Annotated in this window: 23 protein-coding genes, 1 pseudogene and 1 riboswitch; of the genes and pseudogenes, 9 read left to right on the top strand and 15 right to left on the bottom strand. The window is 43.5% G+C overall.

Annotated features, from left to right (window positions below; genetic code table 11):
* Positions 1-135: 135 nt before the first annotated feature.
* The 4 genes from cmoA to C9I43_RS06690 all read left to right on the top strand — a co-directional run bounded on the left by cmoA (position 136) and on the right by C9I43_RS06690 (position 4,798).
* The gene (gene cmoA, locus C9I43_RS06705) at positions 136-867 is read left to right on the top strand and encodes a carboxy-S-adenosyl-L-methionine synthase CmoA (RefSeq protein WP_107882854.1); all 732 of its coding nucleotides are present in this window, start codon (positions 136-138) and stop codon (positions 865-867) included.
* Entirely contained in the window at positions 864-1,859 is a 996-nt protein-coding gene (gene cmoB / locus C9I43_RS06700; protein WP_076500390.1) for a tRNA 5-methoxyuridine(34)/uridine 5-oxyacetic acid(34) synthase CmoB, read from the top strand. The genes cmoA and cmoB overlap by 4 nt, the downstream gene beginning before the upstream one ends.
* 92 nt (positions 1,860-1,951) lie before the next feature.
* Positions 1,952-3,748 carry a M3 family metallopeptidase gene (locus C9I43_RS06695; protein ID WP_107884070.1) on the top strand — a complete coding sequence of 599 codons (1,797 nt, stop codon included), beginning with the start codon at positions 1,952-1,954 and terminating at the stop codon, positions 3,746-3,748.
* Positions 3,749-3,907: 159 nt separating this feature from the next.
* The gene (locus C9I43_RS06690) at positions 3,908-4,798 is read left to right on the top strand and encodes a LysR family transcriptional regulator (RefSeq protein WP_107882852.1); all 891 of its coding nucleotides are present in this window, start codon (positions 3,908-3,910) and stop codon (positions 4,796-4,798) included.
* 93 nt (positions 4,799-4,891) lie between these two features.
* On the opposite strand, the gene C9I43_RS06685 is transcribed toward C9I43_RS06690, so the two are convergent.
* From C9I43_RS06685 to C9I43_RS06645, 9 genes are all read right to left on the bottom strand, one after another.
* Positions 4,892-6,724 carry a putative metalloprotease CJM1_0395 family protein gene (locus C9I43_RS06685; protein WP_107882850.1) on the bottom strand — a complete coding sequence of 611 codons (1,833 nt, stop codon included), beginning with the start codon at positions 6,722-6,724 and terminating at the stop codon, positions 4,892-4,894.
* A gap of 5 nt (positions 6,725-6,729) precedes the next feature.
* Positions 6,730-6,984, bottom strand: a complete 255-nt coding sequence (locus C9I43_RS06680) for a chemotaxis protein (RefSeq protein WP_107882848.1) — start codon at positions 6,982-6,984, stop codon at positions 6,730-6,732.
* 102 nt (positions 6,985-7,086) lie between these two features.
* Positions 7,087-8,202, bottom strand: a complete 1,116-nt coding sequence (gene thiH / locus C9I43_RS06675; RefSeq protein WP_107882846.1) for a 2-iminoacetate synthase ThiH — start codon at positions 8,200-8,202, stop codon at positions 7,087-7,089.
* A complete protein-coding gene (locus C9I43_RS06670; protein ID WP_107882844.1) occupies positions 8,199-8,963 on the bottom strand; it encodes a thiazole synthase in 765 nt (254 codons plus the stop codon). The genes thiH and C9I43_RS06670 overlap by 4 nt, the downstream gene beginning before the upstream one ends.
* A gap of 1 nt (position 8,964) precedes the next feature.
* A complete protein-coding gene (thiS, locus tag C9I43_RS06665; RefSeq protein ID WP_107884068.1) occupies positions 8,965-9,168 on the bottom strand; it encodes a sulfur carrier protein ThiS in 204 nt (67 codons plus the stop codon).
* 18 nt (positions 9,169-9,186) lie between these two features.
* Positions 9,187-10,038, bottom strand: coding sequence for a HesA/MoeB/ThiF family protein (locus C9I43_RS06660; RefSeq protein ID WP_076500383.1), 852 nt, complete (start codon positions 10,036-10,038; stop codon positions 9,187-9,189).
* Positions 10,038-11,864, bottom strand: a complete 1,827-nt coding sequence (thiE, locus tag C9I43_RS06655) for a thiamine phosphate synthase (protein WP_107882840.1) — start codon at positions 11,862-11,864, stop codon at positions 10,038-10,040. The genes C9I43_RS06660 and thiE overlap by 1 nt, the downstream gene beginning before the upstream one ends.
* Before the next feature lie 2 nt (positions 11,865-11,866).
* Positions 11,867-14,005, bottom strand: a complete 2,139-nt coding sequence (thiC, locus tag C9I43_RS06650; protein WP_258191747.1) for a phosphomethylpyrimidine synthase ThiC — start codon at positions 14,003-14,005, stop codon at positions 11,867-11,869.
* Between the two features lie 201 nt (positions 14,006-14,206).
* Positions 14,207-14,305, bottom strand: a riboswitch (TPP riboswitch).
* Positions 14,306-14,472: 167 nt separating this feature from the next.
* A complete protein-coding gene (locus tag C9I43_RS06645; RefSeq protein ID WP_107882838.1) occupies positions 14,473-15,807 on the bottom strand; it encodes a hypothetical protein in 1,335 nt (444 codons plus the stop codon).
* 490 nt (positions 15,808-16,297) lie between these two features.
* Here C9I43_RS06645 and trhA point away from each other — a divergent pair, with 490 nt between their 5' ends.
* Complete coding sequence (gene trhA, locus C9I43_RS06640; RefSeq protein WP_076500380.1) at positions 16,298-16,981, top strand: PAQR family membrane homeostasis protein TrhA; 684 nt, start codon at positions 16,298-16,300, stop codon at positions 16,979-16,981.
* A gap of 82 nt (positions 16,982-17,063) precedes the next feature.
* Here the strand turns inward: trhA and C9I43_RS06635 are convergent, their stop codons facing one another.
* Both C9I43_RS06635 and C9I43_RS06630 read right to left on the bottom strand, forming a co-directional pair.
* Positions 17,064-17,594, bottom strand: a complete 531-nt coding sequence (locus tag C9I43_RS06635) for a tRNA-uridine aminocarboxypropyltransferase (protein ID WP_076500379.1) — start codon at positions 17,592-17,594, stop codon at positions 17,064-17,066.
* Between the two features lie 57 nt (positions 17,595-17,651).
* On the bottom strand, positions 17,652-18,182 hold the full coding sequence (locus C9I43_RS06630) for an NUDIX hydrolase (protein WP_107884064.1): 531 nt from the start codon (positions 18,180-18,182) through the stop codon (positions 17,652-17,654).
* 500 nt (positions 18,183-18,682) lie between these two features.
* Between C9I43_RS06630 and C9I43_RS06625 the strand changes: the two genes are divergently transcribed.
* Entirely contained in the window at positions 18,683-19,591 is a 909-nt protein-coding gene (locus C9I43_RS06625) for an AraC family transcriptional regulator (protein WP_107882836.1), read from the top strand.
* A gap of 36 nt (positions 19,592-19,627) precedes the next feature.
* Complete coding sequence (locus tag C9I43_RS06620; RefSeq protein WP_107882834.1) at positions 19,628-20,077, top strand: carboxymuconolactone decarboxylase family protein; 450 nt, start codon at positions 19,628-19,630, stop codon at positions 20,075-20,077.
* An 85-nt stretch (positions 20,078-20,162) separates the two neighbouring features.
* Here C9I43_RS06620 and C9I43_RS06615 read toward each other — a convergent pair whose 3' ends face one another.
* On the bottom strand, positions 20,163-21,170 hold the full coding sequence (locus C9I43_RS06615) for a class I SAM-dependent rRNA methyltransferase (protein ID WP_107882832.1): 1,008 nt from the start codon (positions 21,168-21,170) through the stop codon (positions 20,163-20,165).
* Between the two features lie 315 nt (positions 21,171-21,485).
* Positions 21,486-21,779, bottom strand: a complete 294-nt coding sequence (locus C9I43_RS06610) for a YciI family protein (RefSeq protein WP_076500371.1) — start codon at positions 21,777-21,779, stop codon at positions 21,486-21,488.
* Positions 21,780-22,158: 379 nt separating this feature from the next.
* Here C9I43_RS06610 and C9I43_RS06605 point away from each other — a divergent pair, with 379 nt between their 5' ends.
* A complete protein-coding gene (locus tag C9I43_RS06605) occupies positions 22,159-22,788 on the top strand; it encodes a 3'-5' exonuclease (RefSeq protein ID WP_076500369.1) in 630 nt (209 codons plus the stop codon).
* A gap of 269 nt (positions 22,789-23,057) precedes the next feature.
* Here C9I43_RS06605 and C9I43_RS19040 read toward each other — a convergent pair.
* Both C9I43_RS19040 and C9I43_RS06600 read right to left on the bottom strand, forming a co-directional pair.
* A pseudogene (locus C9I43_RS19040) lies at positions 23,058-23,309 on the bottom strand (LacI family transcriptional regulator); the annotation flags it as partial.
* An 8-nt stretch (positions 23,310-23,317) separates the two neighbouring features.
* On the bottom strand, positions 23,318-24,049 hold the full coding sequence (locus C9I43_RS06600) for a DUF3334 family protein (RefSeq protein ID WP_107882830.1): 732 nt from the start codon (positions 24,047-24,049) through the stop codon (positions 23,318-23,320).
* 357 nt (positions 24,050-24,406) lie between these two features.
* Between C9I43_RS06600 and C9I43_RS06595 the strand changes: the two genes are divergently transcribed.
* Positions 24,407-26,044 carry a methyl-accepting chemotaxis protein gene (locus C9I43_RS06595; protein ID WP_107882828.1) on the top strand — a complete coding sequence of 546 codons (1,638 nt, stop codon included), beginning with the start codon at positions 24,407-24,409 and terminating at the stop codon, positions 26,042-26,044.
* Positions 26,045-26,200 lie beyond the last annotated feature (156 nt).

The following is a 26,200-nucleotide window of genomic DNA, read 5'->3' as shown; positions in this document are numbered from 1 at the left end:
ACAAGAGGTACATGTAACTATTTTGTTATAAGTAGTGTATTAGACAAAAATTTATCGCAAATTACTAGATGAGGCTTGCTGCTAATCTATAGGATTCGTTAAAATGCCCAGTCGAATTCCCATGAAAAATCTCAGATGACCGTTTCTCAAGATACTATCTACGCTCAAGCGAGCGAGCAAATTAGCGATTTTCAGTTTGATAATCGTGTAGCTGGCGTATTCAGTGACATGATCCGTCGCTCAGTGCCAGGTTATACACAAATTATCAATACCATCGGCGATTTGGCGGATCGTTTCGTCATACCCAATACGCAAATTTACGATTTGGGTTGTTCATTAGGCGCTGCGACCTTAAGCATTCGTCGCCAGATTCAAGGCCGCCAATGTCGAATTATCGCAGTAGATAACAGTGAATCTATGGTGGCGCGCTGCCAAGAGAACCTAAATGCCTATGTCAGTGATACAGAGGTTGACTTGGTTTGTGGTGACATTCGCGATATCGATATTAAAAATGCATCACTAGTGGTACTAAACTTTACGTTACAATTTTTACCACCAGAAGACAGAGAGACGCTGATTGCTAAAATTTATCAAGGCCTGAATCCTGGTGGAATATTAGTCTTGTCGGAAAAGATTCGCTTTGAAGATGCTCCGATCCAAAAACTATTGGAAGAACAACATTTAGACTTTAAACGCGCCAACGGCTACAGCGAGCTTGAAATTAGCCAAAAGCGCAGTGCGCTAGAAAATGTAATGAAGCCAGACACGTTACCCCTCCATCAACAGCGTCTAACCGACCAAGGTTTTAGTCACTTTAGCCTCTGGTTCCAATGCTTTAATTTTGCTTCTATGGTGGCCATCAAGTGATCAGCTTTAGCTCATTTTACCAACAAATCGCCGATTCAAATCTACAACACTGGCTTGAAACCTTACCGAGTATTTTAGGTAAGTGGCAGCGAGAACATAAGCACGGCAACTTACCCAAGTGGGAAAAAGTGCTGAATAAACTACACTATCCTGTGCCAGATCAAGTGGATTTTATAAATAGCGTGACCGTCGGTAGCGGCGAGCAATTAAGCCCTGGTGAAAAAGAAAAACTAGAAAATCTACTGCGCCTATTTATGCCCTGGCGCAAAGGGCCGTTTCATATTCACGGCATTCATATTGATACAGAATGGCGCAGCGACTGGAAATGGGATCGCGTTAAACAGCATATTTCACCACTAAAAAACCGTACTGTGCTTGATGTTGGCTGCGGTAGTGGTTACCACATGTGGCGCATGTTGGGTGACGGTGCCAAACGCGTGGTGGGTATTGATCCTTCGCCGTTATTTTTATGTCAATTTGAAGCCGTAAAACGCTTAGCGGGTACGCATCATCCTGTGCACTTATTACCACTGGGTATTGAGGAGTTGCCACCGCTTGATGCATTTGACACGGTTTTCTCTATGGGCGTTTTATATCACAGACGTTCACCTATCGATCACTTGTTACAACTGCGCGATCAGTTACGCACGGGTGGTGAATTAGTGTTAGAAACATTAGTCATCGATGGCGATGAAAATGCAGTACTCGTGCCTGAAGATAGATATGGCAAAATGAATAATGTATGGTTTATTCCATCCGTTGCTGCGTTAATGCTGTGGTTAAAGAAATGTGATTTCACCGATATACGCTGTGTTGATACTGATATCACGACCCTTGACGAGCAACGTCGTACCAACTGGATGCCCAACGAGTCATTGGTCGAATACCTTGACCCAACCGATATGACTAAAACCGTTGAGGGTTACTCTGCGCCAAAACGCGCCACAATTATCGCAGTGAAAAATCAGCCTAATCAAGATTTACTGGGCTAAATTCAAGTTATCGCCAGGGGGGCGTTATGCTTAAACCAAGCATGTTGATGCCATGTCAGCTCATTCTATAATAGTTGCAAAACATGTCGCCTATATTAAAGCCCACGTTACTGATTAGCTTATTTATTAACTTAAGTCTTTATAGCTTGAACGCCGCCTATGCGGCGCCAAGCCCTGTACCGCTCTTAGTCGAGCAATGTTTACGTTTGCCCAGTATTGAGCTTGGAGTGGCGTTCGCTAATACACACTCAAATACACCTGAAACCACCTTAGCTCAGCAAGCACTGGCATTTGAACAACAGACAATTGGGCTCAACAACATCAACGATAGGCTCAACTATTACCGGCGTTTTAATTTGCCAAGCGCAGAACGCCAAGGTTTGCTGCAATGCCAATTACATCTTGCTGACACTGTGTCACAATTACTCAATCAAACTGAATTTAGTCAACTCACCCATGCACTAGCGCAAGGTAATGCGGAACAAATCTTATTGAGTCAGCAGTTAACCCTTTTGCTGCAACAACATTGGCCTGCAGAAGATAAAGCCAAGCTCTATACCGCTCAGGCCAGTGTTGGTCAAGGCTTAAGCAGTCAACAATTTAATCTTGCCTTCAATAACAATCAATGTGAGCCAGAAGCGACTCAAGCAAAAAATAGCGTGCTAAGTGAAGAAGATAATCAAAATGGCGAGGTTAAAAATACAAAATTTTCAAACACGATCGCTAGTTATTTGCTCACACAAGAAAACGCAACATGTCGACAGAATGTGTGGCAGGCTTATCAAGCTAGAGCAAAAGAAACCAATCAGTTGGCATTACAGCGAATTGCACAGCAACGCCAACATGCGGCAGTCACAAGAGGATTTGCCGATTACACTGATTTAGTGCTCAGTACCCAGCAGCTATCATCCGTTGAATCGGTTAAAGCGTTTCTCGATAGCCAAACGCAAAATTTAAACATTGCGCCTTGGGATATTGGACGAAACCTATCACAACTAGCTTTGATCAAACGTCCAACACTGCAAACGGCTGAATTGTTACATCAAAGCTTTATCTACCTACAAAAATTTGGCTTGCAGTTTGAAACCATAGCAACTGCACTTACCGGAGCCAGCCTTAATCAGCCATATATTGTGAGGGTTTACCACCAGCAAAGATTGTTAGGTGAAATTTACGTGGCTTATCATGCTCAGTCGCAGCAGAGTCATCATCAAACACTGCGTCAAAGCGTGCTAGGGCAGCAATTTGGCCAGCAAGCATTAGATCTTAAGCCAGAGCTCAGTAACGACAAAGACATTGAACAATTGAGTGAGTCCATCGCAGAAGCGGTGACATCGTTAGCCAAATCTAGCCATTTCTATCTCAACAATGCGATGGGGCAAAGCCAAGATAGCCATTTTGTGGCTAGCCTTTGGCTAGCTAAAATATTGCGCCAACAAGTCTTCTCGCAATTTGAACCAACCTATTTACACGAACGTGAAATACTCGCTAAAGCTTATGCAAAACAGCTCAAGGTATTTCGCGCTAAGGTGGCGGTTAATTTTTATCAGCGACAAGATGCACAAATTTATCCTAATCTTGATGCGGAGTTCAACGCTAGTTTTGGGCAAGAGTGGCCGCACAGAGAGGATTATCAATATAGTTTTAATGCCATAGCCAACGAAGGACCACTTTACTATCAATCTCTTTGGCAAGCATCGTTAGCGCAGTTGATTTATCAAACAACATTAAAACATTCAGATAAACTTAGCTTATTCAATGTTTTAGTTATAAATGAAGCATCACTTAGCTTAAGCGAACAATTAACAGACACCATTGGCGCACCCGTTGATAGTGCATCATTAATTCAACGAATAGCTCAACTAACTGAACTATCAGAGACTGAGTAAATCCGCAGCGATTACCATTAAATACCTTAACTGATATCATCTGTCGCTTAGCGCGGTTGTGCTGATAACGTACCTTTGCCCTGCTACAGATTTGATTGAAAAAATAGTCAAAAATAGCCATTATGAACCTTAATCTATCGTTTTTTTGAGATAATAATAATGACTCGAGCTAAATCCACCTTAGAGCAATGGCGTATTTTACAAGCGGTCGTCGATTTTGGCGGTTATGCTCAAGCCGCGGAGAAACTCAATAAAAGTCAATCATCCCTGAACCATGCGGTGGCAAAATTACAACATCAACTTGGGATTGACTTACTCGAAGTCAAAGGCCGAAAAGCCTATCTCACACAACAGGGCGAAGTATTACTACGCCGATCACGACATGTCACTCAAGCGGTTAACGAATTAGAGCAACTGGCCAGTAACCTCGAGCAAGGCTGGGAGCCTACTCTGACTATCGCCCGTGAAATTATTTATCCTATGGAATCATTGGTTTGTGCCCTCAATGCTTTTCTTCCCGATAGCCGCGGTACCCGTATTATCATGCTGGACTCAGTAATCACTGGCACCCAAGAGCATATTTTGCAAAATAAGGTCGATATTGCTATATGTGCAGGAAGCCCACCAAAGGGATATTTATCTGAACCGTTATGTGAACAAGAACTGTTTCTTGTTTGTCATCCAAGCCATCCTCTGGCTGATTTAGGGACAATCGAAGACGATAAGTTATTAGCACAGTATTTACAGTTAGTCATAAAGGATACTGGCGTACAATCTAATGTCGATATTGGCTGGTTGAAGGCAGAACAGCGTTGGACAGTATCTAATTTTCATGAGGCAAAAGTAATTTTGAATCAAGGTATTGGCTTCTGTTGGATCCCCTCTTTCTTAATCCAAACGGAACTAAGCTCAGGTAATCTAGTGCGTTTACATTTATCGGGGAACCAAAAACGTCGCATCATGCTCAGCCTCGTGATCCCAGATAGAGATCAGCAAGGTCCTGCCTCAAAACTGCTCACTTCATTGATTTTAAAAAAACACGGAATTTAAACGACTGAGAGTCATTATTAAAAAAGGACTATGTGCGCGCTCCATCATTAATAGTCTACATTTCTAGAACTTGCATCGTTTGAGAGCAAAAAATTACGGATTGGCTTGTGCAATAGCAGCATAATAACGACTCGCCGTGCTATTAGATCCTGAGATAAAACTCGTGGCTAAATCTGTAGAAGCTAAGGTGACTGCCGACGCTAAAGTGGCGGTCGGTGGCTCAATCGATTCCTCTGTCGTTTTTGTATTGGCTGCGTTGTTGTCATTCACAGTATCAGGCGGAATTTTAGAGTGGATATCGGTAACAATTTTAGCCGTTTGCGCTTCAACGGCTTGTTTTATCCTATCGAGCGTATCTGATACCAATGTCGAAACCGATTCATCTTCCTTAACAATATTACCACTATCATCCACTTTTCCCGTCACTACGGGTATACGTTCTTGTAAAGGTGGTAGCCCTTTAATCTGTGCATCGGCACCCACTAAGGCTTGAGTCGTTTGTAAGTCCATAATCTGTTGTTGGCGTTCTTCTGCGAGCTTAACCTTGGCTTCATTCATTTTTTGTAAAGCTTGAGCAGCAACTCTAATATCTGCGGCTGAAGGGTCTACTGGCGCCATTGCAGCTGCATAAACCTGTTTCATCTTATTTATTGTTGCAAGTGGATTGTCACCAACAGAAGATACATCTATTTGTACTTCGCCATCGGTAGCATAACGTTGGCCATCAGCGCCCTTTTCATACTTAAAGCTTGGGCTCTGAGCATATTGTCCCCCTACTGTAGCATGGGCGTGTTCGTGGGCTTTAACCTCTGAATCTCGAGTTTTAAGAGCACTAACCTGCTGTAGCTGTTGAGCCTGTTGTTTTTCTTGAGCTTGTGTGACTTGATCTTGAGCCTGTTGTGCCTGAGATTGATCCTGCTTTGCTTGTTCTGCTGCCGCGACTTGCTGTTTCTGCAAAGCCTCTTCCTGTGCTTGCTTTTCAATCTGATAATCATTTTTACCAAAAACAGCAGCGAAGGCCTGTAGAGGATCATCTGAGTTAGGTTCTGCCAAAGGGTCTGTAACTACTGTGGCTTCACCAAAAACCTGAGTAAATTGTTCCAATACCGAAGGTTTTGCAACTGCATTACTCGATGATGGAGAAGTTTGAACAGCTGCACCAGTTGTTGAATTATTATCCGTTGAACTCGCCGCTGAAGGTTTAGCTAAAGTGCCTCCCGTTAAAGGTGCCGGTTCAAATACTGCGGCTAAATCAGGTGTAACAGTGGAAAGGCTGATCGTACTTGATGGACTGATATCAGGAACATCAATTCTACTCGAACCGATTATTCCCCCCGTATCCGTTAATGGGCTTGGAGGAGTAAAAGTATCGCGGTTAATAAGGTTTGTTGTATTGAGACTTGATTTCGACACAGAATTTATCGATAAGCCACTATTACTCGTATTCGCCGTATTTGATAATGGCGCCGAAACAGATAAAAATGCTGGCGTAAACGCCGGTTGAGCAATTTGTCCTTCACGCACACCAGAGATGGATTGGGGCCCAGTTAATAAGCTAAAGCTAGCATCAACATGTAAAATTGCCCGATTGTTTAATGTACTTGGCTTAAATGAACTGACTTGTGCTGTTGCTTCCACAAAAGGCACATTTGGAGATGAGTGCAGAGAAGGTGAAACTTTGGTAGCGAAATGAGAAGCTAAAGAAGCCAGTGGCGCAGTTTGAACCGGAGCGGTTGAAGTTCCAGTAAAATGTGCTTCATAGGCACCACTCGCTTCAATTTTAACAAAGCCCGCTGTTTGACTGCTGGCTCCTTGATAAGTGCTACTAGCATGATTCTGGCTGAGATTCGAGCTTAGCGTCTTATCCTGTGCCGAAAATGAAGGAGATGGTGCGCTAACCTTAGGGGATAGCGCCATAGCTGACATGATATTTATACCTTTATATCAATGATCGAACCTATTGTTTCTGAACCAGCTTCAATCACTTTCGCAGATGCCTCACCTTGTCTTAACGACTCATTTGCGGACAGTAAGGCTGAAGTTTTATCGAGCTGTGCAACATTTGTTATTGCTTCTGTCGGAGTAGCACTTTGCGCTGGTGTGGGTTTAGCCACATCGATGGTGGCTTGGGTTAATCCTGATTGAGCACTTTGCAAGCCTTGCATACCAGATGATTGGATTTGCATAATGATATTCCTGCACGCTGTTATTAATGGGTTAATTATTGACCAACCACCCGCGGATGTACAGGTTTTATCCATCTTCTTGCTATTTATTTATGGTCTGATTTATCCTGCAATCCAATTCGCTTCCCAATCCTTAAATACTGGGTTAAAACCCTGCAGTTGCATCTGCTTTATCACATCTTCAACACTGCGATCATCACTTATCTCAAATTGATCGAGCTGACTGTCGGGTGATTGATAGCCACCCGGCTGCGTTGAACTGCCGGCACTGATTTGGGTGATCCCAAGAGGTAAGAGATTATCTCTCAACTCTGGACTTTCCCTTGTTGACATACTGATATCAAGCTGTTGATTAAAAAGTCTAAATGCACAAATCATTTGTACTAAACCTAAATCGGATAGCATGACCTTAGGCGTGATCCCACCAGTACAAGGCCTCAACCTTGGCAATGAAATACTAAAACGGGTACGCCAGTATCGCCGCTCTAAATAGTCCAGATGATATCCCATCATTAACGCATCTAAACGCCAATCATCCAGCCCCAGTAAAACCCCAAGGCCCATTTTATCAACGCCCGCCGCTGCAATTCTATCAGGCGTTGCTAAACGATAGACAAAATCCTGCTTTTTACCCCGAGTATGGTGATTCGCGTAAGTGTCTGGCTGATAGGTTTCTTGATACATCATCACCGCATCTAAACCTAGCGCGACTAACTGACGATAATGGTCTTCACTCATGGGTTGAACCTCCATCGCCACATGGCTAAATTGCTGTTTTACCAACGGCAACATTTGCTTAAAGTAATCAATACCAACCTTAGTTTCATGCTCACCCGATACCAGTAAAATAGAATCAAAGCCTCTGTCTTTGATAATGGCCATCTCGGCCATCAATTCCCGCTCATTCAAGGTTTTGCGTTTGAGTTTATTGCTCATGCTAAAACCACAGTAATCACATTCGTTAGCACACAAATTTGAGAGATATAAAGGCAAATATAAACCCAAATTCGCGCCAAATCGCTGCCGCGTAAGCGCCGCGGATTGCTGCGCCATGGTTTCGATATAAAGCTCAGCCGCAGGTGATAACAAGGCCAGTAAGCTACGTAAATCTCCAGCTGGACTCACTAACGCCCGTTCAACATCTTGAGCTGTGCAAGAATACAAATCGAGTAACAATTTATCCCGTGGGATGTTGGCAAATTCCGCTACAAAACTCATGTGTTTAAAAATCCGGTCAGAGGACTGGTATGTACCGCGCCCGTTTGTACTCGGCCAAGCCCGGCTTCAAAGGCTCGTCTACCGCATTGCACCGCCTCTTTAAAGCACTCGGCCATCACTATTGGCGCAGCACTGCTGGCAATAGCAGTATTGACGAGCACCGCATCGGCGCCCAGCTCCATTGCCCGCGCAGCCTGTGAAGGTGCGCCAATGCCGGCATCGATCACCACTGGCACCCGCGCCTGCTCTATGATGATTTTTAAAAAGCTTTCAGTGACTAAACCTTGATTACTGCCAATCGGACTCGCAAGTGGCATAACCGCGGCGCAGCCTACTTCCTCTAAGCGCCGACAAAGCACAGGATCGGCATGCACGTAGGGCAACACGATAAAGCCTTTCTCACAGAGGATTCTAGCCGCCTCTAAGGTTTCTATGGCATCGGGCATTAGATACTTAGGATCGGGGTGGATTTCGAGTTTAATCCACGAAGTGCCCAGCATTTCACGGGCAAGCTCTGCCGCAAACACCGCTTCTTTGGCGTTTCTTGCTCCCGAAGTATTAGGCAATAAACGCACGCCCGCTTGACGTAACGGGGTGATTAAATCATCTAGCCCTGTTTTTAGATCAATTCTTTTCATCGCAACTGTCACTAACTGCGATTTAGAAGCCGTTATCGCCTCAAGCATCACTTGGCTACTGCTGAATTTTCCCGTTCCGGTAAATAAACGCGACTCAAACTCCATATCGGCAATCTTTAACATATTAGCCTCCTGCCACCGCTGAAAAAAGTTCTAATTTATCTTCATGTTGACATAGAATCGTTTGCCAACGATTACGTGGAACCACTTGGGTATTGAGCACTAAAGCGATGGAATCAAGAGCAATGTTTTGTGCCAGCATCAACTCTGCAAGCGAGGTCGGTTGAGTCAGTGATTGCGCAACATTATTTATGTGAATTAAAATCATATCAAACCTCAGCATTGTTTATGTTAAATATGGAATTGCCTTTCTAACACCGCATACATCGCAATAAGGATCACGCGTTAATTTAGCCGATATCCATGACAGAGATTTAGCATCAAAGCGCCAAAAATGCCCGAGTAAAGGATGTAGTGCTCCATCACAACGACTATCCATACCCAACAAGAGTTGCATAGCCACCAATGATTGCATCGACGCCATCACGCCCACACTCGGCCCAAGTACGCCTTGAGTACTGCAACTGTGGGACACTCGAGTATGTGCAGGGAAAATACAGTGATAGCAACCACTTGAAGGGAAAGATATTTGATCGACCGCAAATAATTGGCCACTAAATGCTGCTATGGACGCGCTCACTAAGGGCAAATAGGCTTCGACACAACTGCGATTAATCAATTGGCGAGTCTCAAAATTATCGGTGCAATCAAGTACCAACGTGCATTTTCCCTGCCTTTTTTTCTGTAGAACACCATACAATTGTTTAATGTTAAAGCTCGTTTCATATGCAGTAATAGTGCAATTTGGCGCTAAAAAGTTGAGTCTTTCTTTAGCAACTAACGCTTTATTGAGCCCGATATCGGCATCGCTAAATAACAATTGCCTTGGTAGGTTTGATACTTCCACTTTATCCATATCAATTAGCGTTAATTCACCCACTCCCGCACAAGCCAAATACTGCGCTGCTAATTGTCCCAAACCGCCGATGCCAACAACGACCACATGGGCATCGGCCAATCGTAATTGGCCGGCCTCGCCCACTTCTGGCAGTAGGACTTGCCGTGAATAACGCATAAAATCTTTATCATTAAGCGTGTTGCACTCGGTAATAGCGTCAGGCTTATTCATAACTTGCATCAGCTTTGCTCCCATACTTGCCTTAATTGAATAAACGCTGCAAGGGGATCCGATGCTTGTGTGATTGCGCGCACCACAGCAATATTACTAACCCCCGTGGCTTTTACCATTGCCACATTATCGATATCAATGCCGCCAATGGCGACTAAGGGATAGTGATCTTTGAGTAACATTACATAATGTTTGAGCTTTGCTAATCCTTGAGGGGCTGAAGGCATTTTTTTAGTCGTGGTTGGAAATATATGCCCAAGCGCTATGTAGGATGGCGAATATTGGTGGGCTAATAGCAACTCAAAATAACTGTGGCTCGATATGCCGAGTGCGAGCCCCGCGGCTTGAATGGCCGCTAAGTCGGTAACGGCGAGGTCTTCTTGACCTAAATGTACGCCAAAGGCATGGTATTTTATCGCTAACTGCCAGTGATCGTTGATAAAAAGCTGAGCATTAAAATGCTTACCTAAGGCTATAGCGGTTTGAATTTGTGCTTCTAATTCAGAGCCAAGCACAGATTTACCTAAATCAGATTCGGCTAACCCTGCAGTAGTTAACTTGCTGATGTCGGTTTTTATCCGTAACTGCACAGTTTTAACGCCTGCCGCTAATAAACTTTCCAGCATGGCTAGGTCATTCACTACGGGATAAACACCCAGATCGGCATCGAGCACTTTAAAACCGTGGGATAAAATATTTTGAGGTGGCGTCGAGGCTATTCTTACCTGAGCGGTTGCTTGCTCTGTTGCGGAGAAAACTGTTGCAACTAAATCATCAACAACATCAAGGTGTTGGTTGAGTTGATGACTAGTAAAATTGCCATCACATAGATTTATCTTGGCATAGCGGAACACATCATTAGGCCAACCCGTACGGGCCAACGGTCCTGGACCTTGCCCTAAACCAATCGCCGCGCTTAAGCCTTGGCTCACATAGGCTTTCGCAACAACAACTGCATCTTGCAAGATAAAACCTTGTGCTAACACAGCGGCAATTGCTGATGATAAAGTACAGCCGCTGCCATGATTATGGCGAGTATTAACCCGCTGGCTGGCTAACCAGAAGCGCCCATTTTGATGCAGCTCAGAACTTGCGCGCACTTGACGACAAACTAGATAATCCTCGGCAAGCTCAAGATCCCAGCCATTGTACTTGTGAGCGTTAGCCTGAGTTTGAGCATAAGTGTTATCGTGAGTTTTAGCATGAGTATCATCAAGAATATCAGTGCTGCCAAAGCTCACATCGCCCCCTTTAGCGAGCACACTGCAATCAAGACTCTGGGATAAAGCCAGTGCCGCGGCAGCGAATTGCGCTTTCGTTGAAACATCACTGTGAGTTAACCGCCCAAGTTCAAGCACATTGGGCGTGATAAGTTCGATTAAACCTTTAAAAGGCTTAAAATCTAAGGTTGTTTGAGCGGTGTTTTTATCTACTGCTAATGTATCGCCGCAACTGGCGACCATCACAGGATCAACAATCACAGCCACCGATGGATAGTGGATTTTAAAACCTGCTATCCAATCTGCCAGCAATGCCAGTTGATTCTGATTTGCCAGTAAGCCGATTTTTATCGCTTCAGGCGGCAAGTCTGACAGTAAAGTGGTCAGTTGAGCCATTAACATCGCCGCAGATACCGGCTCAACTAAAGTGACCGCCACTGAACTTTGCGCCGTCACTGTGGTGATAACACTACAGCCGTGACAGCCTAAATCTTGAATTGTCGCTAAGTCCGCCTGAATACCGGCGCCACCACCACTGTCTGAACCAGCTATAGTCCAAACAAACGCGGGACGCGCGGTATTCATGGGCAATTTCCCCCCATGAATACCCTGCATAATTAGGCTTCCCCGACTTCAGTAACAAGCTTATTTTTGGCGTGATAAATCTCGGCGCCCGAGGCGGCAAACTGTGCAGATTTAAGCGCCATGGCCGCTTCCAATTCTTGCGGTGTTTTAATTGTGACTTGCATTGCTACTTGCGCAGTAGTTTGAGTCGCTGCTTCGAGTTGCGATGCTTTGGCTTCTGCCGCCTCTAAACCCGCAGCATAGGCGCGTACATCTTGGGTGATTTTCATCGAACAAAATTTAGGGCCGCACATAGAGCAGAAATGCGCTACTTTAGCGGATTCTTGTGGCAAAGATTCATCGTGATAAGCACGCGCGGTTTCAGGATCGAGCCCTAGGTTATATTGATCCTCCCAGCGAAATTCGAACCGCGCCTTTGCCAGCGCATTATCACGAATTTGCGCACTTGGATGACCTTTCGCCACATCGGCGGCGTGGGCGGCAATCTTATAAGCAATCAAACCTTGCTTAACATCTTGTTTATTCGGTAATCCTAAGTGTTCTTTTGGCGTGACATAACACAACATAGCGCAGCCGTACCAAGCGATCATGGCCGCGCCTATGCCGGAGGTGAAATGATCATACCCTGGTGCAATATCGGTGATTTGTGGGCCAAGCGTGTAAAATGGCGCTTCATCGCAGTGAACTAGCTGCTTGTCCATGTTATCTTTAATCAGCTGCATCGGGATATGTCCCGGCCCTTCGATAATGGTTTGTACGTCGTATTCCCATGCGATTTTGACTAGCTCACCTAAGGTTTCAAGCTCTGCAAACTGGGCCGCATCATTAGCGTCGGCAATCGATCCTGGACGCATGCCATCACCCAAAGACAGGGATACATCGTAGGCGACGCAAATCTCACAGATCTCACGAAAATGGCTGTAGAGGAAGTTTTCCTTATGGTGGCTCAAGCACCATTTGGCCATGATTGAACCGCCGCGGGAGACAATTCCTGTGACGCGCTTAGCCGTCATCGGCACATAGCGCAATAACACTCCAGCATGAATAGTAAAGTAATCAACACCTTGCTCAGCTTGCTCAATCAAGGTGTCGCGAAACACTTCCCAGGTTAAATCTTCTGCCACGCCGTTTACTTTCTCCAGCGCTTGATAAATCGGCACTGTACCGATTGGCACTGGCGAGTTACGGATGATCCATTCGCGGGTTTCGTGGATATAACGCCCCGTGGATAAATCCATTACCGTATCTGCGCCCCAACGAGTTGACCAAACGAGCTTTTCGACTTCTTCTTCGATAGAAGACGTCACCGCAGAGTTACCAATATTGGCGTTCACTTTCACCAAAAAGTTACGCCCTATGATCATAGGTTCAGCTTCGGGGTGGTTAATATTCAGCGGAATAATTGCGCGGCCACGGGCGACTTCAGCACGGACAAACTCGGCGGTAATCGGCTCGCCGACTAAGGCACCAAAAGCTTCGCCCTTGGCTTTACGATTGAGGATTTCATCCTGCACTTCTGCAAGTGCCATGTTCTCACGGATCGCCACATATTCCATTTCGGGAGTAATTATCCCTTGACGGGCATAGTGCAATTGACTGACTCGTTTGCCCTGCAGCGCTCTGCGTGGGCGGACAATTGCACTCGAACCCGCCTCAAAACGTAGATGGTCTAAACCATCATCGGCGAGTCTTTGTTGGGTAAAGTCTGAGGTCGCGCAGGGTAATTGCTCTGTATCGTTGCGGGCTATAATCCAGTTTTGTCTTAATTTACCAAGGCCTAGACGCACATTGATGTCGGCATCTGGATCAGAATAAGGGCCGGCGCAATCATACACGCGGATTGGCGGATTTTTTTCCATGATAGGCGCATCATCTGTTCCGCCCACCAGCGTGTCAGTCTGCAGAATTTGCCGCATGCCAACGCGAATATCGGTACTGGAACCTTCGAGATAAATCTTTTGTGAATTAGGATGTTGTAATGGCGCTAAGGTATCGATAAAAGCTTGAGCCTGCGCGCGAGTTTCGCGGCGACTCGGCGCCTTAGGCACGATTGATTGACTAGACTCAGCCGATGTATTAGCCACTGTCGATTTATTAGGTATTGTCGATTCTGGCGCTGTGATTTCTATCGCATTGGCAGCTACAGCTGGGTTTTGGTTTGAACTGGACATAAGCAATCTCACGTTAAAAAATGGAGTTGCTTGTCTGGAGAATTGAGTTGTTGATAGCTGGACATGGCAATCAATTTTTGTGGCCAACACTGGCTTCAAAAATTGAGTTACCCTGCTCAATAACAATTAAATCTCAACATTAAGTCTTAAAACCCTGCTGAGTAAACAGGTGTTAAAGCCGTCTATTTTGGCGATTTAATCTGTGTTATTACGCTTGTTTCCTTCGCAGGTTTTAACCTGATCAGGTTCAACGGATCCCGAATAAACGGTCTCAGCCAAGAGGCACTCCGACAAGATGAGTGCGCAGTATAGACAGAAGCGGCAGCAACAAACAAGGAAAAAAGCAATTAAAAACCTTAACTACCAATCCGAAATAAAGATTCATAATTTATTGTTTTTAATTGATTAAATTAAATTAAATTAAAAATATCATAATTAGCATGAAAATAGATCATAAAAGAAAGTCACTATTTATGGGGTTTTAGCATCATTTTATTTAATCGAGATTGAATGGCATCATCAATAGCTTGATTGATTTTTTTGCCACTGCAGTCAAATGGGAAGCCTAAATTTTCGGCGTAAGGATTAACTTGAGTGCCGACTTGTACCACGCGATAACAAGTATCCCCTTTACGCACAATACGATTTGGATCTAAGGGTAAATCTAGGCTCCTTGTGCCACCGAAATCATCGGCGTTAGGGACAAATAACACTTCCATCTCAGGGCTCATTTCACTCATATTCGATTTCTGGGTGAATTTATCGGCCCGTTCAATGACGAGATCATCGAGCGCTTGCTCACGCCGACGTTCAAAATATTGCTGGGTGAATAAACTCATGCTTGAGCTTGTCGTTATTGTGCTCTCACCTTCTGCTGCGGGCGAACTCTTACCGCCAAGCTGCGGCTTTATTTCTGTGGTATCAAGCGCATTAGTTGTTTTTTTTGCCGTCACTTCCGCGTGCTGAACTTCACTTTGGGCACTTGATTGAGTTTTATTAAATTGAGATTGGCTCGATTGAGTGATGTCCGGTTTAACCGTATCTGGCTTCACTTTTCCCTGATCTACTTTTTCAGGCACGACCTTTTCAAATATTGGCATAGGCTTAACTTGAGTTGTAGACGTGGGAACAGCTGTAGGCGTAACAGAACTTTCCGCTTCAGTCTTATCCTCGGCCTTGATCTCTGTTTCTAACGTAGCGCTTTCAGCCTTCTCTACCGCGGGAGCATAAATAAAATAAGCTTTGAGCGCCGTCACTTTAGGGCCCCGGCTTTCTGTTTCTGTTAATCCAAAGGGATTTAACTGCGGGCGCCACAAAATGCAGATAAGTAAAAATAAACACACATGCACTAAGATCACAAAAAATAACAGGCTTAATCCTTTGAAATATGGCTGACGAGCACGCAAAACTGATCCTGTCCCCAATACATGAGCACTGGTTTGTATTGTCCCAGACAGTTCAAGTTTTGATTCAGACTCAGCAACCAATTTATCTTGATCTTGATGTTCAGTATGGATTTCTTGCAGTACCAAATCTCGGGTTTTAATTTGAGCTATGCCTTTGATGTCATCCTTAGAGGCTGAATGGCCTGCACCGCGATTGAACGCTGACGACTCGGCATCAGTGGTAAAAACAGGCGTTTGAGCAGTATCCAGATCACCGAAGTGATGATCAAATGCAATAAAAGTCTCTCCTTCTGGCGATGTGACCGAAAAAAGCAAAGCACTATCCGCATCATCTCCAATCGCTGTACGTGATGCTGGAAATAAAGGCGCGGCTTTGGGTTGACGTTGAAAAGGCAAAATCCATCCTTAGGTTTTGTGTAGTCTCAATTGATTTCGATGATGCTTAACGTGGAACAATTGCACTCAAATCCAATATCGAGTTGCTGAATATTGAAAGAGAATTATCCAATGATTGCATTTACTTGCGAGTGCTCAACGCAGATTAGAGAAGGCAAACAGGGTAAAGTTCAACGCGAATGCAACACGTTACAAGCGCAGTGCTTACGCTAATGCTTAGTAAGACACTTGTCAGTCGAGACAAATAAGGCTGGGAATTGAGATCACAATCGCGCTAAATTGATGGGCAATGGTTTGTTAACTCTTATATCTTGAAGCAGATAACATCATAGATGCGCTGACGGGAATGCAAGATGGCGTTAAAAATCTAAAAGGTGAAAACAATATAAGCCAGTCAAAAATTTAAGCTTACAAGTGTACGCTTAAATATGGTGATTTATTTTCCTAACTGATAGACTCAGTCATTATCGTTTGCGAGTGTGTATCTACTATGTCGAATCACAGTATCATCGAACAACAAAATACAGACACTGTCCCAGCTAAATCTGGGCCGTATAGTATTAAAGAAGAGATCGCTAATAGCGTATCCCATGGCTTAGGTGTTATTGCAGGTATAGTGGCATTGGTGCTGATGTTACTAAAGGGGCAAGATCACCTAACGCCAATTCAACTAACAGGCGTTGCCATTTATGGTGCGAGCATCATAGTGCTTTTTCTATGCTCGACCTTATACCACAGTGTTAGCCATTCAGGCTGGAAACATAAACTTAAGATCGCTGATCATTGCGCCATTTACTGCTTGATTGCAGGAACTTACACCCCTTTGATGCTGATAAGCCTACAGGGTACGCAGTCAATAGTGATGTTAACGGCAATTTGGTCGCTTGCGATTGGTGGGATATTATTTAAAACGCTGTTTATTCATAAATTCAAAAAGTTAAGCCTAGTGTTATATCTCGCCATGGGTTGGCTATGTGTCACTGTGATAGGCGACTTAACAGCGGCCATGTCGCAGTTAGGCTTTAATTTATTGATTTTAGGTGGCTTATTTTACACTTTAGGTGTGGTGTTTTACGTTGGTAAACGTATTCCATTTAATCATGCTATTTGGCATCTATTTGTGCTTGGCGGTGCGATGAGTCACTTTTTATGTATCTATCTAACGGTAATTTAAAGCCAAATCAGCGCTAATTGTATGCCACATACTATTCATATTTTATCTCTATACTCTTTCAAACGTTTCTCAAATATCGCTATTAATGACGGGTATTTAACTGGGCAAACAGCGATGCTAATACCATCGCTTGCTCATCACAGCCATATTGATGCCAAAGCGCAATAATACATTCTGCAGTGCACAAACCTCCCTCTTGTTGATTACGCCGCAATATAAAGGTGGATTGCTGTGTCTGTGGCGGTAAGCTAATCCTTGCTGCGGCTTTAAGATAGGGGCTTTGGCGCAACATCTTTCGCGCCTCCTGCCACGTAGCATCTAAAATCACCACCTGCTCAGGCATTGCTGGTTGTGATAATGGGTCAGTTTGCATCAGTTGTAAGCCATGTTCAGATAAACCCATCTCTATTCGGTCATTCGCAAGTTCGGCATCCTCCGCTGGAAACAACAATTTAGCTTGCTGTGATGCGAGCATTTCGATTAGGTTTTTATCGGCAGCCACTCTCGACCAAACAATACTCATCACCTTGGCAGGAAAAGCATCTAAGGCTAAACGGCCAGTATTAGTTTTACGAGTAAGCTCGCGTTCATGGGTCAGTAAAATAATCTGCATCGCTTTCCCGCCTTCGAAATACAGCTATTTAAATCAATCCATTAGCTGATTTGATAATTATAAGCACTCTAAAACGATCTGTTTGAGTAAAAACGTTTCTCGTTCAATCGATTGACCTTTCTGCGGATTATTACGCTGTACTTTTTCATTGTGAGCAATCGCTTTATGGATATTTAACCATTTTGGCCGCATACCATTTTTAATCTCATGGGCTTCGAGCCGAGTCTCGCCTAACCCCCGCTGACCAAGAGTCGTATCAATACGGCACACATAACAAAATGATTCCATGTGCACTACGTTTGCACCTTCACGATACCAAGGCCTGAACTCTTCATAACGACCAAACGGCGCTAATATTTGAATAGCCAAAGCCCCTGTCTCTTCCTGTAACTCGCGGATAAGCCCAGCTTCAAGACTCTCGCCATCATCTATTCCACCGCCAGGCAAACTGTAATCATGATATTTTTGGGTATAAAGCAGCAAAATATCATCACCCAATAGCACAATTGCACGGGCTGCTCTGCGATAAAAAACACGAGCTGTTAATAGATTAACCGCGGGATCTTGGGTAGATTTAAGTAGACGCATGCCCATTGCTCAACATTAAAAAAGAGCAGCATAAACGAAAACTGCACTATTTCAGAGAAAAAACTACCTTACATTCAACTAAAGTAACCTACTTAGTTGGCCTTATACTGTGAGCGAATGCTATGGTAATCAAAGTCAAAATGGATTGTTATAGATTATGGCTATAAGCCAAAACAATCACCGTACACTTTTTAGGCTCTTCACTTGTTGTGTTTATAAAGCTTAACCAGCATGTTATTAAACAGCTACAAACCCATTGATATGAGCAGCACGAATTAGTTAACCATATAAAATAAAACTTTAAGCGCACCAAAAAGTCATACTCTACGAATAATTGGCTATGACAAACCATATGCAGGTATTTGATAACCAACCTGAAGAAACGCAGAGCTTATCCCGAGTCCAGCTTAACTGCATATCCATCCGCCTAAATAAGCATTGCCAATGGGTGATGCAATAAGGGAACAATTAGATTAATCTGACACTCTTTCCCTTGCCTAATGGTGTATCTGTTGCAGTACACAGCGAATTTATTAGAAATGCGTAGTTTTAAGCGTTTCGAAACTGAACTAGCACATTTAGGCTTTATGCACTTTAAACCGCAAGCGCCGCTACGCCCATGGATACAGCATTATTTTCATCTACAAGTTGCGACGCATTTCCCTCAGAGTGTTGAACAGACATTCTATCCTGATGGCGGCACCAGTTTGAGCTTCTACTTTCCAGCACAAACCCATAACCGCAGTATCGACCAACCCAAGGTGCTATTTCACTGCGGTCAGCATTTACATTGCCACACATTTTTACCTGGCATAGAACAACTGACCGTGCGCTTTCATCCTGGTGGCGCTTTTCATTTGCTCGGAATCGAAGTGCAAGATATTCAAGGTGTCACTGCAGCAACATTCATTGAGGCAGCTCAATTACAGCTAGCAGGATTAAGCCAACTATTATCTCAACTTGCGGATACACATCAGCCAACACAGCGTTTCGTGCTACTTGAAAAGTGGCTGTTACAATTAGCTAAACCGCAACTCGATATGATGTTATCGATAGGAAAATGCTCAACCGTTGGATTAGTACAAGCAACTTTACCCAGACTTATTCAAACTCAAACCCGTTTAGAAGATTTCTACACGCAGCTACCTTTAAGTCGTCGCCAGTTTGAACGCAAATTTAAACAAGAAACTGGATTGTCACCCGCGCAACTACTGCAATTAAATAGAGTGAAAATTGCCCGTAATCTACTTAGCCATTTCCCTGAAACTAGCCTAACGCAGGTCGCATTAGATTGTGGATTTTACGATCAAGCTCATTTGCACCAACACTTTTTGCGGGTGACGCAGCAAACACCGGGACAATATAAAAAACGTAAAATGTCGCAAATCTCCAATGCTAAGTCACGTTAACTCTCTATATTAATACCTCAGTTTATAGGAGGTTTTATGTCAGAACGTATCGCACGCGAACACATTTATCAGCTACAACCCGCGCTTGCTAAAGCACTAATAAGTTTAGGCACCGCCGCTGCAGACTCTAACTTTTCACCACTACTGGTGCATTTAATCAAACTGAGGGCATCACAAATCAACGGCTGCGCTTTTTGCCAACGGATGCACGCAGAGGAAGCCAGAGCCGATGGCGAAAAACAACTGCGTTTAGATTTATTGGCCGCTTGGCATGAGGTTGACGGATTATTTGATGAGCGAGAACAAGCAGCGCTTAAATGGACAGAAATATTAACCCAGGTTGCCATTGCACCTGTCAGCGATAGTCAGTATGCAAAGCTTGCTGAGCACTTCACTGAAAAAGAAATTGTTGATCTAACGAGCTTAATCATTGCTATTAATGGTTGGAACCGCATCGCTATCGCTTTTCATTTACAACCGATCTAATACGACCCAGCTAAATGTAAAAAACAGGGCTACTTATGTGGGGCCCTGTTTATTTTATGACGATGTCGTTCGTGTCGTTATGTTGTTAGCTTAACGTCAGTGCCACTATCTTAAGTGGGTGATTGTCATCGAACGAGGGGAAATCCTCATGGGGATTGAGCCAAGCATATGCGGTAACAGTACGGCCTTGTTTTTCAACGCAGCGTACTAAACTATCAAACCAAGCTTGACGGTCAACCTTGGCCACATTATTACAGCAAACGATAGTGCCAGCGGCTTTAGTTGTCATCAATGCTGGCTTAAACAGACCTTGATAATCATTAATTAAATCGACAATACCAAAGGCACTCTTGGCGTAACGCGGCGGATCGAGAAATACTAAATCAAACTGAGTTTGCGGTAATTTGGGATAGCTAGGTAATTTTTGATTACGACGCCCTCCCACACTCAAACCTGCTAATTGGCGCAATGCTGGAAACGCGTCACTCTGCACAAACTCACATACCTTCGACACTTGATTTAACGCCGCATTGGCTTTGCCCGTGGCTAAGGCAAATGAAGAAAAGTCGACATTCATCACTCGCGTTGCCCCGCCCATAGCTGCCGCAGTGCCAATACCACAAGTATAAGAAAACAAATTCAATACCGTTTTATCTTGGCTGTTTGCCCGAACATATTCACGGCCAATGCGCATATCGAGAAATAACAGGGGATCTTGCCCTTCGTGGCGCAGTTTAGTACAGAACTTAATGCCATTTTCCTGCATCACCCGCTCAGAACCGGCAATCTCAGCTAATTGTGGCGATAATGCATTCAATACACGGGAATTACCTAATGAGCGGTCATTATAAATAATCGGTAAATCGGCCTGTTGCAGCAAAATAGTACCAATATCGACCAACTCTTGATCCGTTAACGTCTGGTGAAAACTCTGCACTAGCCAAGTATCGCCATAACGGTCGATATTCAAGCCACTCACACCTTCAGCCGTGCCATGGAACACCCGAAAACAGTCGGTTTGATTATCTTCTGCATGTTGTAAAAAATCATGGCGTTTCGCCAGAGCCGTCGATAACAGCGTTTGAATAGACATAAAAAGCAAGACTCGCGCAGCGCAAAACCGTTTAAGGTTAGGAGAAGTAAAACGGCATAATACCAAACTAAGCCGCAAAATATCGAAGAAATTAACCCACATAATACTAAAAAATGTACTTTGGTAAGGTAGTACAATGGTACGCCAGCCCTATTATGTGGCTTTTAGCCAGCCACTTTTTAGATTGCGGTTGAGATCAAGAACGGACCTAAAATTAACATTGTTTCACTGCTAGCGGCTTGAGACATAGATAACGTCATCTAATCCGCCAAGCAATGGCAAAATACACGAATTAATATTTAAAAAAGATAGAAATTAAAGCACTTCAATTAACTGCTCTAACCCTGCTGCAGCTTTAGTCGGTATAAACTCAATCACCTCAAAATCGGCAACATCAGCAATAGCGAAAGGATCTTGCTGCAAAATAATCTCTAACACCGCGCGAGTTGCCGCGACAGCTAAAATAACTCCGCCAGTACGCGGTACTTTGCGACCCGAAGCGACAAACGTTCCTGCGGCATAATGCTGTTCAAGATAGGCAATATGGGCGGCTAAGTATAATTCTACTTCCGCAATGGGCTTTTTATAGGTGAGCGAAACAACAAACATAAAAATCCTTTAGTCGACTGATACGAAAATAAATAATTTACCGCTAAGCGTTCCATAAAGCGACCATGATTCTTTCAGTTTAAATATGATCCAGCTGGGTATTTGGGCTAGCTATATAGTGCATAGTATCTGACTTAGGAGTCAAACCAGCGGCATACGTTCTAGGGATTTATTATATAAGGATTTGATATAAGAACCTTAATCTTAAGCCGCAGACGGATAAGTAACCTTCCGCCTTTGCACCGAGCACCGGCTAATCGTCAGTAATAATACTGGTAGTGAATTTACTAACGTATTGAATTACAATTGCCTTATCATTGAGCATTTTCTTTTACTGCATAAAATGCTGATTCATTATTTTAAAACCAAGGTCAGATCTATGCCTCAATCCGCCGCAAATACTTTGGTCGTACTCGACTTTGAAACCACGGGACTGTCACCTAACCAAGGGGATCGCGCGATTGAAATCGGGGCGGTATTGATTGAAGATGGCGTGATCACCCAAAGATTTTCTGAATTAATGAACCCAGGATTCAAAATAAGTCGCTTTATTGAGGACTACACAGGGATCAGTAATCAAATGCTCAGCGATGCGCCGCCTTGCGATGAAGTGATGGCGCGCTTTGCCCGTTTTATCGCCAATCATAATTTAGTCGCTCACAATGCAGCCTTTGATCAACGTTTTTTAGATGCCGAGTTTGCTAAAATTCGCCACCGTTACCTTGGTCAATTTGGCTGCTCCTTACTGGTGGCAAGACGTTTATATCAAGCGGCACCTAACCATCAATTGGGTACCTTAGTGCGCTATAAACAGTTACCCACTGATGGCACCTTTCACCGTGCTTTAGCCGATGCCGAAATGACAGGCCACTTATGGTTGGCTATGCTAGCCGATCTAAAGCACGATTTCGGTCTCTGTTCGCCGACCTTTGAATTACTGCAAAAGCTCACCAAGAAAAGCAAGGCCGATGTACCACGCTTTTTAAGCCAGTACGCCGTTAAAGCCTAGCGGATAAAAATTGCATACCAAAAGCCGATAAGGTTAAATTATCGGATTTTGGTTATTTAAGCTGAGTCTTCGAGTGATCGATCGTTTTATTTATCTGCAATCATTTATTTATCTGCAACCACTTAAGTCACTTACTCTCTATAGGAACTACGCGCCATTCAACGGGGTGTAATAAGCTGGGGACTCAGCTTTTATCTACTAATAAGCTTAAGCACACAGTCGACAAAAATCTCGCCGGCTAAATTTCAGTTTTTACACTCAGGACTGTCACTGTGGCTTAACGCATCATCTAAAAAGTGAATAATTTATGCCAAAGAGACATCAAATGCTCAGTCACAACCAAACCATCATTAATCGTTATCACTGCCAATTAACGACACAGACTTACAAATCACAAAGTGAATATTTTGCGCTAACTGCCACTTCAATTTATGCTCGTAATCTAGGTAGTTGTCATGGCCGAGCAGAATAATACCATCAGCTTTATCACTGCCTTTATAGTCGGTGTGCCAATCACTTGACTTTCCGCTTAAATACCAAGTTGATCAAGTAAATCATCGGCTTCAGCGTTATCAATTGTATTGGACGTAATTGCGGGCTTATCTGCATTTTTTACCAAAGACGAGACATTTGAGACTGAGCCTTTATTCGCACCTATTGTGCTGTGTTGTTCTAAAAGACTGTCGGGATCAAATTCTTCATCATATACAAACTCATCTAAACGAATAAACTCAGTTTTGTCCATGGCAAACTCGAGATAGAAAATATGATTGTTTTCGGTTCTAAATGATACTCTGCGAGCAACAGCATCATCAAGATTAGCATCAATAGAGATAGTTAACTCTTTATTAATTGTCAACATTTTTGGCTGGCTTTGGCTAATTGAGGTTTGTAATTCTTTAGAAATTTTATTAATAAAATCTCCTAGAATTTGGTTCATTAGCTCACCCATCACGTTACTCACTTCATCAGAAGTATGCGAAAAGGCAAGTTCAGATTCAGGCATGCCCATATTGAGCATGTAACGACGGTAAATTTCAATTGCTGCAGATGAGGAAAAGTTAATCACCACCAGCCCTGAAAAACCACCATCAAAAATAGAAAAACAACCCAGATCGGGTTTCAGGCGAGTGCGCGCAATACTCTGCACCATACCGGCATGGGTGACATTACTGGCGCTAGTGTTGGATAAGACGTGGGCAACTGAATGACACAGTTTCAGTAAAATATCATCCGAGGTTACGATAGTATTATTGGTCATAATTGATTCTCAAACTGAATAATGGGTTAATCTTGCGCGCAAATACTTTAAAAATCAAAGTTAAAACAATTAATTAGCCTAATTTCAGTAGACTGGTTGTATTAACATAAATATAACCTATTGATATCTAATAGAACAAGTGACGCTTTAGGTGTTAAGTAGCGGTAACGTTGTAACACCAAGCTCACTCTGCTTAATAAAGCGCCATATTTAAATTTACTCTCCTTAATAACCTGCGTTAGATCAAATAAAATGATCTTTATTAAGGGCTTTAATTGAATTTGGAGGTGAGTTGATTCAATTGAAAATGATTCGCGGGTATATTAGCAGCCAACAATCATGCCTCAAGGAACACCAATGATCCCATTTTTGCGCCGCTTTACCATTTTACAACGCTTAATGATGATGCTCCTTATTGCGGCTTTGGGCACTGTGTGTTTTGCTAGTTTTTCGATTAAGGAGCAATACAGCAATTTAATCGAGCAAAAATGGTTACAGATCGATGGCCAACTCTCCAACGTATTAAGCGTAATAGATGTATATCGTCAAGATGTCGGTAAAGGTAGGCTCAGCGAAGACGATGCTAAAAAAGCTGCCGCTGATTTAATCAATAAAACTCGCTTTTCAGGCTCCGGCTACTTCATTGTTATTGACGATAAGAATCAAATCCTTGCCCATGGTGAAAATGCGAGCCTTGTTGGCACCTCTGCATTAAATTTTAAGTTACCAAATGGCGGCAATCCATTAGCCACTATGCTGCCATTAGCGCGCGCTCAATCAAAAACGACCCTCGAATACCCCATTGCAGACCCTATGACCAGAGCCATAGAAGATAAGCTCGCACAGGCTAGTTATTATCCGCAATGGGGCTGGACGGTGATAACAGGTGCCTATTTAAGCGATGTAAAAATAAGTTTACAATCTATCATCATCGATTACTTGATCATTATGTGTTTGATTTCTGTTCCGATTTTTGCTTTTTTTCTGGTACTCAATCGCTCAATTACTTCTCCGCTAAATGATGCCATTGATGCTCTTGAAAACATTGCCCAAGGTGAAGGTGATTTAAGTCAGCGCATTAGTACCCAAGGTAAAGATGAAATCGCTCACCTCGCCCGCGCTTTTAATCTATTTGCCCAAAAAATTGGTGATATGGTGGGCCAGTTACAACCTTTGGGACAAGCATTAGATTCCGATGCCAAGCAATTATTAATTGCAGTTGAAGAGTCAAATCAAAGTACCGACCACATACACAGAGAAACCAGTAGTGTGGCCACCGCAATCAATCAAATGCTCTCAACTACGCATGAAATGGCGAGTAATACACAGCAAGCAGCTGATGCCGCCAATAGCGTGAAAGATCAAGCGCAGCAAAGCCAAATCGTTATCGATAACACAGTTAATAACACTGAAAAGCTGGTGGCAGAATTAAAAGCCTCTGAAGTCATTACTCAAAAATTGGCTGTGGCTTCTCAGCAAATCGGTAACATACTCGATGTGATCCGCAGTATTGCCGAACAAACAAATTTGCTAGCCCTTAACGCCGCGATTGAAGCCGCGCGCGCGGGTACTCATGGCCGAGGTTTTGCGGTGGTGGCCGATGAAGTTCGCGCCCTAGCGACTCGCACACAAGATTCGACGAATGAGATCCAAAAAATCATCAGTGAAATCCAATCGGGTGTAAGTTCCGTGATGAATAGTAATAATCAGACTCAACGTCAATCTGATGAATTACAAGCGCAAGCCTATGAAGCGGGTAAAGCGATGGCAGCGATACTACAATTAATCGCACATATTAGTGATATGAATACTCAACTGGCCAGCGCCACTGAAGAGCAATCCCTTGTTACAGAGGAGATTAATCGCAATATTTGTAATATTTCCGAATTAACGGAAGTTTCTGTTAAAGCGAATGAGACTAACCGCCATGCAGCGCAGTCATTGCAAGACATTAGCCAAGGTATGTCAGGTACCCTAGGGCAGTTTAAAATCTAGCACTCCACCGATACAATTAATCAGGGAGCGATTACAATAAAGCTCCCTGATTATTCACTTTCACCCACCTTTTAAAAATAATGCTGGGATAGCACCAGTAACAGCTCAGAACAAATTCTCTGTCACTCCGGATCAGATATACGGTATGCTTTAGTT

The organism is Shewanella morhuae, from assembly GCF_003028295.1.
Lineage (GTDB): Bacteria > Pseudomonadota > Gammaproteobacteria > Enterobacterales > Shewanellaceae > Shewanella > Shewanella morhuae.
The sequence above is the reverse complement of the archived record's forward strand: the minus strand, read 5'-3'. Positions and strand labels throughout refer to the sequence as shown.